The sequence below is a fragment of the Terriglobales bacterium genome, from assembly GCA_035561515.1.
Classification (GTDB): Bacteria; Acidobacteriota; Terriglobia; order Terriglobales; family Acidobacteriaceae; genus DATMXP01.
On sequence record DATMXP010000053.1, the window covers coordinates 41,563 to 54,187 of the forward strand.

A 12,625-nucleotide genomic window follows, 5' to 3' on the forward strand; every position below is an offset into this window, starting at 1 on the left:
CACTTGCGGTCTCAGATTGTTGATGATGATCACACTTTTATTGATTGTTCATGGATTATTGGCAGTGGCACTTCTTGGGGCGATTACTCATCAGGCGCTAGCGGTCTGTGTCCCGTCCCGAGCAGGTCAGAATTCGTTTGTCGCTAGCCTTCGACGTGTGCGTCCTGCCGGGTATACCAGCGCCATCATCGTTCTCTACCTCTTAACTGTCGTCATGGGACTAATCATTTACCCCAACTACCGCATCGGTTCACATGACCTAATCGTAGCCTTGCGCCGGGGACAGTTGATGGTCGGTATTTTCGATATCAAGGAACAATTCGTCGCGATCGGTCTCGGAATCTTACCGGGCTACTGGTATTACTGGCGCAAAGTAGCTCCGTCGGAAGCAGTCGTTCCACGACGAGCACTAACACTTGTGCTCACCGTGATCGTCTGGTGGGCGTTCCTAGTAGGACACGTCGTGAATAATCTGGCTGGGGTCGGCGTATGAGCCCACGCCTTCTCCCGATCTTCACGGTTTCCTTCGCCGTCGTATATTCGCTCGTCTTCTTCCTGCGTATGCGATATCTCGTGTATTACCCGAAGTCACACGTTTGGCGACTTGCACTCGACCCCAATCAACCTCAGCCCGGCATGTATTACTACGGCTGGATTGTGATGGGCACACTGGGGGCGTTGCTCGTGTGTCTGCTTTGCACGCCATTCATCGACCGAGTGAAGTGGTCAGTGTCATCCGCTTGGGTGTGGATCATCCCGCTCATAGCGGTTCCATTTCTAGCTGTCGTTTATGGGTATCGTTTCAATCTTTGGTGACTATGTATTGATTCGGGAGAAAGTTGCACTTGCGAGCAGGGCTTTAGGTTAAGACGGCAATGGTGAGACGGCACGTATCCGGAATCGTGGTCATCCTGGTGGCGCTGTCTTGCCTCGCTCAGGAAAAGAAGCAAGGGCGTATCGATAGGCACGATCCTGCCTTGGACCGGATCGTTACGAGAGATGCGACGTTCAAGGTGACCGAAGCTCCACCACGCATCGAGGGCCCGGTTTGGATTGAGGATGGGGGATATTTGTTATTCAGCGATCTGAGCGCCGGAACCATTCTGAAATGGAACCCTGAGGATGAGCGGGTAACAACCTTTCTGGAGCAGACTAACGCCAACGGGATCACCCTGGATAGTGATGGAAGGTTGGTTTGGGCTGCCCATGGCGACATGATGGGCCCGCCTTCCGGCCAGGTAATCCGTTTGGAAAAGGACGGCAGCCGCACGCTGATTGTTGAGGGCTACCTAGGCCGCCCTTTGAATGCCACCAACGACCTCGTCTTCAAATCGAATGGCACTCTGTACATTACCGATCCGGGGCGCGCTCAAATACGTGAGGACCTACCGACGGTCTATCCAGACCAGCCAAGAGTGCTCATGCTCAAAGGAAGCAAACTCAGTTTGCTTGCTCTTCCAAGAGATCTCAATCGGCCGAACGGTCTCGCATTCTCACCCGACGAGAAATACCTGTACATGGCCAGTACGGCGCAGATGACGGTGTGGCGCTTTGACGTCATGCCTGACGACACAATCGAAAACGGCAGGATTTTCATTCATATGGATCCGGATAAGAAAGTCACTCACGGTAGCGGACATCCTGATGGCATCAAGGTTGATGAACAAGGAAATGTCTACTGTGCTGGTCCTGGCGGAGTGTGGGTCCTTTCTCCCGAGGGCAAGCATCTGGGCACGATTGCAGTCGGGCGGGCTACGAATCTTGCGTTCGGAGGGTCAGACAAGAAACTGCTCTTTATTACAGCGCGCACAGGGCTCTTCCGGCTCCCGGTCGAGATCGCGGGAATTGGCCCTCCGTAGATCTTCGCAATGTGCAACAGAGAGACTTCGCATTAACAAGTGCTGGCATTTCTAGTGATCTGGAGGTACCGAATTTTGGCGGTACAGGGAACCACAAAGTCGAATCGTCGTCGCACTTTCGCGTGCATCCATAGCGCCGCAATTCTCGCACTTGGGCTCTTAGTTTCCGTGTCTCTGACCGGCACTGAAACCGAAGTTAAGCCTTCGGCGGCGAGTCTCGGCCAGGCCAAGCGTAGATTTGAGACGACCTGCGCTACTTGTCACTCGGCGAATGGGAGCCCAACTAAGACGGGGCGAAGTTTGGGAGCACCAGACCTTCGATCTTCGAAGGTACAAAAAAGCCTCCCAGCGAAGCTCCGCAGCCAGATCATCAACGGATCCAGCAACATGCCTCCGTTTGGCGCGCTGCTAACGCCATTTGAGATCGATGCACTGGTCAGCTACGTAAAAACGCTAGGCAATACAGCCAAACCAAGTACTCCGGACTCATTCCGCAAGGCAAATCAGTGAGCAACCGATTGGAGGGTAGCTTATGAAGAGAAGTTTCGCTGTTCTTGTGATTGCAAGTGCACTTGCGTTCGGTGCACTGGCTCAGGATTCCTCGGTGAAGTACAAATCCGCGAAGGTGGTGCCGGCGACCGACGGAAAGCAAATGTTTGCGACCTACTGCGCGTCCTGTCACGGTACGGACGGCAAAGGCAAGGGTGCGGCCGCGTCTTCGTTGAAGAAACCGGCGGCAGATCTTACGACACTCTCAAAACGACATGGCGGCAAGTTCCCGGCTGAACTTGTTAACAAGACCCTCAAGACGCCGACGAGCACTTCTCACCTCAACAAGAAGGATATGCCAAGCTGGGGCTCCGTTTTCAGCGGCATGGGGGACGAAGCTCAAGCAAACCTTCGGGTTCACAACCTTACGGAGTACCTCCGCTCGTTGCAGGTGAGCGACAGTTCAAGCAAATAGAGATTCGCCGAGAGTAGCGGGGTTTGAAACGTCCGCTATCCACTGAGCACTGAGCAAGGACGACGATTCTGCTACTCCCGGCTTGTTTTCTGACTTGCTCATGTCAGGAAATAACGAAACGCTCCAGCAGTCGCAGGAAGTTGTGCGAGCAGATGCCGCGGCAAGGCCCAGCACCGTCACATCCAGTAGCTTATAGAGGTCGCGCGCTGTTAGCGGCAACAGCAGCGGCTGAGCTTCTATCGTCACGCGGTTTGGCAGCTCACGGTTCGACCTCGACGCCAATGTGCACCATGCACTGTAGCCGTGCGTTCACGGCATGTGGGTACGGGGATGGTATCTATTTCCTGAAACCGGTGCAGAATTTACGCGCGGCAAGATTTCATCGATTGCACTTTGACTGACACGATCCGTTCCGAATAGCTACGTTTTACTCGTCGGCGGAAGTAAAGTCGAGCGCTTCGCCCAGTTGCTGCTTAATGTCTTTGAGCCAAGCGCGGGCATTGTCTCCGTGTATCACCCGCTTCAAAAAGCCCAACCGCTCGGCGACGTTCTCTTGGTTCCGGCGAATGTCTTCCTTGCTGACGTGGGTGTAGAGGTGGAGAAAACTTTCCATGTTGCGGGGCTTGGCGAAGACGTAAGTGGCGTGGCCGAGTTGTGGAGTTTCGACCGCCACCGCCTTTTCCAGATCGAAGATGTATTCTCCGCGAAAGAGATAGATGCGGCGGGCACGTCGCGAAAGTTGACCATAGAAGAAGGGGTCGTAATCAGGGCGCCAGTTGATCTGCGCGATATCGAAGTCGGAGGGAATCTTCAGGCCAACACAGATGCGTTCCAAATCCGTCTTCTCCACGGCGCGATGCTCCAGAAGCAGCCGGACCTGATCGAGCGCCCGGGAATACTGGCCGAAGCGTTGATAGGTGTTGTGCGCATGCGCGATTTGCTCGGTAGCACCAGGCGGCAGACGCACGTGCAAGCGGCTGGGCAGTGCCGCCTCCCAGCTCACCAAGCCCCATTCCCCCAGTCGCTTGCGATAACGCCCGCTTTCAATGAACCAGCCCTCCACTTCCATCTTCACGCCGAGCAGGTGCTTCCAGCGGTTCCAGCTGGCGTCCCAAACCAGCGGAACGACGGCGGGATTGATCCAGAACTCGAGGTGACGTGCCACGTCGCGGCATAGCGCGTGGTTCTGATAAAACTCGCACTTGCGCAATTGGACATGAAAGCGCCTCGGCCGGCTATTAGGGCGATACGCCAAGATACGGCGCGCAAAAAAGGTAACGCCGTCATGTGAGGGCGCCCCGCTGACCAAGAGCGATCCAAAGCCGCCGTAAGGAAAGACGGCGGCTGCTTCGGCGTCCAGCAACAAGGTGTCATAACAGGTCCGCAACTCGGGCTGGGCCAAGATGTTGAAGGCGCGCTCCAGCATGGTCCGGAGTTTGCCACCGGACCCGGCTGACTGAAGTTCCAGGCAGCGCAGCTTGAATGCGACCCGCATTTCCGCGGGCGACGAACCCGGTGAAACACCAAGAAGTTCGTAAAAGGTGGGGTACTTGGCTTTGCCGCCGGACTGCGGCAGGCAATAGAAGTATTCGCGGAGGAGATGGCAGGGCAGGTAAATACCGGAGATGCCAAGACCTCCACGCTGAACCTCGGCGGAGACAAACCAACGGTCGCGTTTATCCGTTTTGGGCGGCGTGACATATCCAATCGGCGCCAAGTACAGGTTACCCTCAGTTGTCGACGCCGTTCTCTTGCGGACGTAGATCTCTGCTCCTTTCGCTTGATCCTCAGGGACAGGAAACGCGAGTTCATCCCCGGGCGTTAGATAGGGGGCGAGAAATTGAGGCAGACGGACCTTGGCCCGATTCGCAAGCACACAACAGGGTGGATCGACCTGGCGCAGAACGCTCACCACGCGCTCGCAGCACACCGGGTTCGAGCAAGTGATGGGCGCAGCCATAGCGTCGACGCATTCTAGGCCGGATTCAACGAGTGGTCGAATAGGGCAGCGACCCGCGCCCCCGGAACTGGTCTTCATCGGCGCTGTATGGAGGCACGAGACGCGGACGTCTTTAGCTTTGCAATTTCCGAGACCTCAGCTGAATCGGACCGAGGAATGGGAACATCCAAAAAACGATTGATTGGAATTTTGGGCTCATGAAAAACCTAAAGGAGTTCGAAGACGCAGTTTCGGCATGGCCGAATATCTCGGTTCATCCACACCGATTTCAGGCCAAGGAGTTCCGGTTTGACAAAGCAGAAGTCGGGCATCTGCATCAAGGCGGGGTTCTGGACATTCCATTCCCTCGCTCGGTTCGCGATGCGCTTCTGGCGGAGGGGCTTGCTGAACAGCACCGCTGGGTTCCGAATTCGGGTTGGGTTACTTTTGCTATCCGCAGCGAGCGGGACGTTCAGCACGCCCTGTGGCTCATGCGCTTGTCGTACCTGCGTTATGCGTTGAAGACGGACAGCGATCCTCGTTCCTTGCTAGAGAGCGAAAGCGAGAAACTACATTTGGCGCCGCGCTTCCGATCCCTGCTGGAAAAGTTCGTCTCGGCTGAGAATCCGGTTTGATCTTCACTACCACATAAAGGGCGCGGCAGGGTTGCCGCGTTCCCGCGCGGGCATCGTTCAGGCGAGCTGCCCGCCTTTGCCCACCGTTGAGATCCTAGTGGGCATCGTTGGGCTGCATGTCCGCAATCCGCATGGTAACGGCAGTGACGCGGCCGAGAACCTCTGCATCTCCCGGATAGCGAATATGCCTTGCCTGTCCACGCGATTGGGCGGAGGGAATGAGGATCAACTGGCTTCCATCCAATTCGCACCAACTGCAGACGTAACTGTCGCGCAGTTCAACAAAATAGATCGGCCGATCGAACTCGTTCTGCCAATACCCTCGCCTGATCTTTCGTTGACGGTCGTCAATCTGGACGAACGAGCCCGGGCGGATATGCGGGTAGAGCGTGTAGTCCTCCATGCCGATGTAGCCGTACAGTGAGTTGCGCAAGTTCATCTGCTCGAGTAGGGGAAGGGGAATTTCGCCCCAGCTTTCAAACATTCGGGACACCAGATTGGTGTGCTCCAGCTGAACTTTAGCGCGCAGTTCGACGGGTGCCACCATCGTAGCCGTGCTGCTTCTGGGTGCAGTTTCAAGCAGGTGTGTATGCGGCAGGGTCACTGATCTTTGTTCTTTGCTGATGTCGCGGAGGCGGAAACCGAAGAACGCAAGAATCTGGTCGAGATCGCATTTATAGATAACGCAAAGGCTGTAAAGCTTGCAGAAGTTGGGCGTAAACTTGCCGTTTTCAATTTCAGTGAGCCAGTTGTGAGAGATGCAAAAATCCTGACTGTTCTTGTCCTGGGCAATCTTGAAGCTCAACCGTTCCACATCCCGGGTGGAAAGGCGCAGACGTTCGCGTTGGGCGCGAAGCCACTGACCTGCTTCCGGGCTCGATGTCGTCGGCAACATCGAACGTGCCATCCTCGAAGGGGCGTATCTTACCGCAAAACGCGCTCTTCATTCGCGGCGACTCTGAATATTTTCAATATCGCGACAAGCTCGATGAGAAGGTCACCTGAGTCGAATGCACCATTCCCGGTAAAATTCTCCCCTCTTTGGTCGCAATTCCGACCACTTCCATGGCGGCATCGGCGGTGGCCGATGCGCCTCAATCTCCGCAAGGTCTCTGATGCAAGTGGTCAGGTTGGTCACAACTCCGGGCAGACCCCAGATACTTGCGCCGGTGGAGTCGTGTCTCGGTTATACAGCTTGCATCGCTGTGCAGGAGGCTCCTGGAGGAGTTTGGATCAGGATTGCCCTCGTACGGTTTCGTACGGTTGGGAAGAAGATGTTGAGTTTAACCGGGGTCGACCAGGTCTCCGTGGGGGAAAAACTCAGCGAGAGGCTTGCCCGTGTGTCCCGAGTCGGTTTCGCGAAACAAGGCAGATGTGTGGCCCGCGTTCGATCGATCTTGGCAAATAAAGGTCTTACTCTCTCGAAGGCGTCGCGGATGTCCGAGCGCCTGTACGGTCGTTCCTCGCCCTATTTCCTTCCTCACAATTTGTACTTCGATCTGAAAATTGCGACCTTTGGACCGAGTATCTACAGGTTCTGGCACTCAGCCGCATCACAGGTTACCGGTTTGAGGACTGGCTGCGCGTCTTCGGCTTTGACATCGAAGACATTACTCCAATGCGACCATACCCCCATACGAGGCAGATGAGTAAAACAACCGGGGGGCACTCCACTGTGAAAGAGGGTGCTCCCCGAGAAAGCCGGATTCTCTAGCTGTTCGGGGGGACTGCTTTCACGAACCAGTCCAGAATCCGAGTCAGATAATCCTTGTGATTCTCGTATCCCCACGCTTCTGCCGAGTGTCCTGCTCCGGCGTATTGAGCATAGAAAACTCTTTTTCCAAGCCGTCTGAGGCCCACGAAGATCTGGTCAGCCAGAAAACTAGGGACCGTGTCGTCGTTCAGGCCGTGAAGGATCAAGAGAGGAGTCTCAACCCGATTAAGGTACAAGAAAGGCGAATTCTCGGCGTATCGGCGATAAAAGGCCCACGGCGTACCATCCATCAGTCCTTGTCCGCCTTCGTCTGCAGCAACACCAAAGCTATTCCCGAGCTTGTCCATGGCAGCATAGTGAGAGAAGAGATCGCTGTACCCGCTGCTCACCACGGCAGCTTTGAACCGCTTCGTCTGCACCAAAAGGCAGAGGACACTGTAACCACCGTAACTGTGTCCCATAATGCCAACCCGATCGGGGTCGGCGATTCCCAACTCAATTACCTTGTTGACCCCCGGCAACACGGTTTTGGCAAGGTCGAAAAGGGGAGTGCCGACAGACTGCGGCGCATCCGGGCAAAGCACCGCATAACCGCGCGTGGCAAACAGCTGCATATTCATCGGGCTGATACATCCCGAGAAACCAAACGTCGGCAAATTCGCGGAGAGGAAGTGACCACCATAGACGCCCACAATCAGCGGGTATCTCTTTCCAGACTGGAAATCTGAAGGCAATAACAAAGCGCCGCGTAGCCGCTGTCCATCCATCCCCATCCACTCGATGATCCGGCTCGAACCCATCGGATAGCGATTTAGCTCGGGATTCAGGTGGGTGACCGAGTGCGGTTCTCGGTCGTGGGCAGCAAACGCCCAAAGATCGCGACTGCGTGCAGAGCTTTCCGCCACGTAGAACACGGAACCTCCCCGCTCTGGTGCAAACATATTGATGGGGCTATCCACGTCAAATTCTCCCGCGAACAGCTCGACGTGCTCGCCGCTGTTCAAGTTCACTTTGTGAAAGGATCGCTTTTGTGTCTTCTCATCGCGAGCAATCAAAACAATTGCAGAGCCCCGCTCAGTGCTCCAAGTCAGATTGCTACCCTTGCGTATCGTCTCCACCACTTTGCCGGGAAAGCGTGCGAGCGCCCGCAGTCGGCCGTCCGCGACCGAGGCTTTCCAAATTGTCTCCTTCGATGCAACCAGCACCGAATGACCCGTTTCATCCCAAAGCGGCAACTGAACCACGCTTCCGGCGAAGCCGGCTTTCAGCGCATGCCCCTCACTCGGGAGCTGAAAGGTCACCCGTCGACTAGCGTCCACATCGATGATTAGGAGCTCGCTTGCGGACAGCATCCCGGCAGAACGGCAGGCAAGAAATTTTCCATCGGGAGACCAGGTTACCGTAAAAGGTGTAGGGCCGAGCTTTACATCAGTGGCGAGCACGCGAAAACTGCGGCGGGAAACGTCCAGGACGGCAAGGTCATAGAGGAGTTGTTGCGTACCGGGCTGGGCAAACCGTTTTCGGACAGCCACGGCGACGTGTTCGCCGTCAGGGGACACCCAGAACGCTCCAATTCGCACGTCGGCCAGCAAGCGCTCGGAATGTCCCTGCAGGACATCCACGTCCACCAAATCGTAAGACGCGCTTATATCCCAGGGGTCGGCTTGACGGGATTGGTCAGAGTCTTCTTTTTCCGCGGTGTAGAGTCGTACCGAGACACCCTCAGGCGCGCGAGACCGTTCATCCGGGTCAGCAAACGTCTGAACAACACTTCGCTCGGCTGTCTCTCGTGTTGCTTGTCGCGGTCCGGTGCGTATGTAGATGTGCCGACTGTCCTGCGCCCAGCGAAAAGTGCCGATTATGCACTCTTCGACCCGCACCAGTTCCCAGTGCTTTCCCAAGAGCCGATCCCATACGGAGACGGTCCTGACCGGCGGCGCATCCGGCATGAGCTTCCGACTGCAGAAGGCCAGATACCTTCCATCGGGAGACCAGTCTGGCATGGAAGGACTTGAATCGGGAAGAGCCAATTCCTTTTCAGCCTGGGTTTCGAGATCGAGGACTCTGAGAACACTATCGTTAGTTTGTACGCGTCCGATGGTAGAAGCCTTCGCAGATTTCTCATTCACCACGAAGGCAGTCCATCGGCCATCGGCAGAAATCGCAAATGGGTCGTAGGCTTCAAAGGAGCGGAGACGCAAGAGTACTTCGACAGGAAGTGGAACTGCCGCCTGCGCGAAACAGGCATACCCCCACAACAACAGCACAGCGGCAGTTCCAAACACTAGGGGAAGTCGGAAGCGGGCAGAGATAGTAGAGGGCATGCGAGAGTCCCTGAGGTGCACGTGACGATGTGGTGAGTGAACAGACGTGTCCGCTTTCTGCCCTTCAGAACGTAAGTTTTAAAGACAGTTGGAGTGACCGAGGCCCTCCTTGTTGGAACAGCGGGTTCAAGCCACTGAGTCCTTGATTCAGCATCTGAGTTGAACTCAGATAGGCCGACCCGTAGTCCAGGATTGCTCGTGGATTGGCGAAATTGGGATGATTGAAGATGTTGAAAGCGTCGACCCGCACCTGCGTTGAGAGGCGGTCGGTCACTCGGATCTTGCGTGCAACTGATAAATCCACCTGCTTAAGGCCGAAACCCGATATATCATTGCGTGGCTCGGTGCCTTGCCGCGTGGTATTTGGAACAGAGAAAGCTGCCGGATTGAGGCTCTTTCCTCCCGGGGCAGATGAGTTGGCAATCCAGGGAGACTGTCCTGACACTAAGTCCGGCCGAGAAAGAGCATACCCACGGGGATCAGGCGAAGTCGAATACAGAGCCGCGTTGAACGGAAATCCAGTTCGCGCAACGACCACCGCATTGATCGACCAGCCGCCGGCGATCGCCGCTAACACACGGTGTCCGCGAATTTGTGGCATATCAAAGGTCAGGGCTCCGGAGAAGCTGTGCCGTACATCGAAATCAGAGGATGCGGAATCGCCGGCAGCGGAAATGGTAGTGTTGGCCAAGCCGGCGACGACATCGTTCGAGCTATTGTCACGTGAGTGAGCAAAGGTATAGTTGAGGAGGACCTGGAGCCCTGATGACATAGGTCTCCGGTATTGCAGCTGCAAGCCATCATACTTCGACCATGCGCCGTTGTAGGTGAGAAGAAAGTCGGCGCGAAGATCCGGGTTTGGCTGATACATGACCTGCTGTCGCAGCAGGCTCTTGCCCACCTGGCCAACATAGGTCATGGACACGGTCTGTTCTCCTGCTAAAGACTTCTCGACCGCTGCATTCCATTGGTAGGACCGCGGCAGTTTCATCGCTGGATCAAACGCAAGCACATCGAAGGTGAAGGGCGGTGAAAACGTGATCGGAGGCAGATACTGGCCAGCATCGGAGAGAGGCAGCGCTACATTGGCAACGAAGCCTGGTGCGATGTTGGGATAGGAAGTGGCCAATTGAGCAGATGCACCCATTCCGAGGTCATAGAAGATTCCGGCTCCAGCGCGCAAGACGAGATCGTGGGTCGGATTGTAGGCCAGACCAATACGCGGCGCGAAGTTTCTGTAACGAGTTTGCCAGATCGATGTTCCCGGCGGCGCGATCGATATCTTTGCGGCATCGAACACATTCTCCCAAGCGGCTAAACGGGTTTCGCCACGGGCCGCGGGCGCGGGACTCAGTTCCCAGCGCAACCCATAGGTCACAGCAAGATTCGCGCTGGCTCTCCACATATCCTGCGCATACAACGATAGTGAGTGCGTGAGCAGCTGCGAGTAGTTACCGGATGCAACATATAAGCTGGCTTCATTCGTGTTTACCAGAGATTGCACCGTCGGCGCAGCGACCTCGACAAAGCCTCGGTACGGTTTGCTGTTGAGGAAAAGAGCGCGATAATCACCTCCCAGCTTGATTCGGTGGCTTCCCATAATCAGAGTAAGGTCGTCACTGAAGTTGAGTTGCCGGGAAAGGTTTCGTGCCTGCGGACCTATGGAATAGTAGGCAGTGTCGTAGGTTATGAACGCCGCTTCGTGGTCGGCAGACGATAAGTTGTTGAGGATGGCCGAAGCCGGCAAGGGGACCGCGCCTGCGAAGGAGTCCAGCGAGGTTACGAAATTCGAGGTTTGGGAAGAGTAGTTCGCTCGCAACGAGTTTGCCATCCGCGGGGACAAGAGCACGTCGACTCCCACCGTCAATGTCCGGGTGTTCACCTCGGATGTATATAGGTTGCTGAGACTGTTCTGCCGCTGGATTCCGACGGAGGGGGCATCGCTGTAGCGCGAGAAAAGCGCCCACTTCGAGCCCCATCGGTGATCCAAGCGAATGCTTCCGGCATTGAGGGCGGCCGAATTCGAGAATACCCCGGTGAAGACCCCGGTAGCGCCACTTGACGGTCCGTTGGGCAGTGGATAAGCCTTCAAGAACGGCGCCACTTCTGGACTTGCGTCGGAGCGCGCCTGCAGCGACGGCACCTTAATGATTTTGGTCTGAGGCAGGCGCAAGCGCGCTCCCTCATAGGACAAGAAGAAGAATGTGTGGTTCTTCCAGAGGGGGCCTCCAAAATACCCGCCAAAGTTGTTATACCGCTCCGGCGCATGCGGACGGCCTGGAAGTGCGTTGGCAAACCAATCGTTGGCGTCGAGGGCATCGTTGCGAAAGTATTCGTAGACTCCGCCGTGGGGGTCGTTGGTACCGGAGCGGGTGGTCAGCAATACCTGGCCTCCCGGCGTCTTGCCAAACTCCGGCGCAAAGGAGGAGGTTTCCACCCGGAATTCCTGGAGAGCCTCTACTGACACCAGACTGCTGGTTCCACCCAACACGCTGAACGCCTGCCCGGCGCCACTGCCGGACTGACCGAGGGCGAGTGTGGGAGAAACGCCGAAATTGGCAGAGACTCCATCAACCAAGAAGTTATTGGCAGTCGTCCGCTGGCCGGAAATACTGAACTGTCCAGGTGAGCCCGGAACCGAGGGAGCGATGACCACGCCCGGCGTCAGTTGCAGCAGGGTGTTGAAACTGCGGCCATTCAGAGGCAGGCTCTCGACGAACTTCTTGTCGATCACGGTGCTGACGGCCGCCGATTCTGTGTTCATCAGCGGTGCGCCACCTTCGACAGTCACCGACTCGATAGCTGCGCCGACAGGAAGTGTAAAGTTGATCGCCAGTGCATCCTGAACCTGAACCACGACGTCCGGCTTGATCAGCGTTTTGAAGCCTGACTTGGAAACCTGAACCCGGTAAGGGCCAGGAGACAGGTTCGGTACCACATAGATGCCTTCGGCATTCGTCTGGCTGAGGTACTTCACCCCGGTGGCGTCGTTAACGATCACGATTTCAGCAGCAACAATCGCTCGATTCGTCGGGTCCACCACGAGCCCACTGATGGTTCCATTCGGGGATTGGGCATGCAGCGGAAGAAACCACAGCACAGCGCAAGCAAGAACAATGAGAAGGCCAAGCAAGATGGGGCGCACGTTGATTCTCCTGTGCGCAACATATTTCGTTGCGCTGTTCGTAGT

Annotated in this window: 9 protein-coding genes; 5 read left to right on the forward strand and 4 right to left on the reverse strand. The window is 56.1% G+C overall.

Annotated features, from left to right (window positions below):
• Positions 1-64: 64 nt before the first annotated feature.
• The 4 genes from VN577_22930 to VN577_22945 all read left to right on the forward strand — a co-directional run bounded on the left by VN577_22930 (position 65) and on the right by VN577_22945 (position 2,823).
• On the forward strand, positions 65-493 hold the full coding sequence (locus tag VN577_22930) for a hypothetical protein (GenBank protein ID HWR17702.1): 429 nt from the start codon (positions 65-67) through the stop codon (positions 491-493).
• The gene (locus VN577_22935; protein ID HWR17703.1) at positions 490-816 is read left to right on the forward strand and encodes a hypothetical protein; all 327 of its coding nucleotides are present in this window, start codon (positions 490-492) and stop codon (positions 814-816) included. Before VN577_22930 ends, VN577_22935 begins: the two co-directional genes overlap by 4 nt.
• Positions 817-875: 59 nt before the next feature.
• On the forward strand, positions 876-1,859 hold the full coding sequence (locus VN577_22940; protein ID HWR17704.1) for an SMP-30/gluconolactonase/LRE family protein: 984 nt from the start codon (positions 876-878) through the stop codon (positions 1,857-1,859).
• Positions 1,860-2,391: 532 nt separating this feature from the next.
• Positions 2,392-2,823, forward strand: coding sequence for a c-type cytochrome (locus tag VN577_22945; protein ID HWR17705.1), 432 nt, complete (start codon positions 2,392-2,394; stop codon positions 2,821-2,823).
• 427 nt (positions 2,824-3,250) lie between these two features.
• Here the strand turns inward: VN577_22945 and VN577_22950 are convergent, their stop codons facing one another.
• On the reverse strand, positions 3,251-4,783 hold the full coding sequence (locus tag VN577_22950) for a hypothetical protein (protein ID HWR17706.1): 1,533 nt from the start codon (positions 4,781-4,783) through the stop codon (positions 3,251-3,253).
• Between the two features lie 197 nt (positions 4,784-4,980).
• Here VN577_22950 and VN577_22955 point away from each other — a divergent pair, with 197 nt between their 5' ends.
• Positions 4,981-5,397 carry a luciferase family protein gene (locus tag VN577_22955; protein HWR17707.1) on the forward strand — a complete coding sequence of 139 codons (417 nt, stop codon included), beginning with the start codon at positions 4,981-4,983 and terminating at the stop codon, positions 5,395-5,397.
• Positions 5,398-5,491: 94 nt separating this feature from the next.
• Here VN577_22955 and VN577_22960 read toward each other — a convergent pair whose 3' ends face one another.
• The 3 genes from VN577_22960 to VN577_22970 form a co-directional block, all read right to left on the reverse strand.
• Positions 5,492-6,304 carry a helix-turn-helix transcriptional regulator gene (locus tag VN577_22960; protein ID HWR17708.1) on the reverse strand — a complete coding sequence of 271 codons (813 nt, stop codon included), beginning with the start codon at positions 6,302-6,304 and terminating at the stop codon, positions 5,492-5,494.
• 803 nt (positions 6,305-7,107) lie between these two features.
• Complete coding sequence (locus VN577_22965) at positions 7,108-9,435, reverse strand: prolyl oligopeptidase family serine peptidase (protein ID HWR17709.1); 2,328 nt, start codon at positions 9,433-9,435, stop codon at positions 7,108-7,110.
• Between the two features lie 64 nt (positions 9,436-9,499).
• Positions 9,500-12,580 (reverse strand): TonB-dependent receptor, encoded by a 3,081-nt coding sequence (locus VN577_22970; GenBank protein HWR17710.1) that lies wholly within the window; start codon positions 12,578-12,580, stop codon positions 9,500-9,502.
• Positions 12,581-12,625 lie beyond the last annotated feature (45 nt).

Bases quoted from the DNA above. Each gene is read 5' to 3' on its own strand.
- VN577_22935 (HWR17703.1), top strand. From the start codon at position 490: ATGAGCCCACGCCTTCTCCCGATCTTCACGGTTTCCTTCGCCGTCGTA.
- VN577_22940 (HWR17704.1), top strand. From the start codon at position 876: ATGGTGAGACGGCACGTATCCGGAATCGTGGTCATCCTGGTGGCGCTG.
- VN577_22945 (HWR17705.1), top strand. From the start codon at position 2,392: ATGAAGAGAAGTTTCGCTGTTCTTGTGATTGCAAGTGCACTTGCGTTC.
- VN577_22950 (HWR17706.1), bottom strand. From the start codon at position 4,783: ATGGCTGCGCCCATCACTTGCTCGAACCCGGTGTGCTGCGAGCGCGTG.
- VN577_22955 (HWR17707.1), top strand. From the start codon at position 4,981: ATGAAAAACCTAAAGGAGTTCGAAGACGCAGTTTCGGCATGGCCGAAT.
- VN577_22960 (HWR17708.1), bottom strand. From the start codon at position 6,304: ATGGCACGTTCGATGTTGCCGACGACATCGAGCCCGGAAGCAGGTCAG.
- VN577_22965 (HWR17709.1), bottom strand. From the start codon at position 9,435: ATGCCCTCTACTATCTCTGCCCGCTTCCGACTTCCCCTAGTGTTTGGA.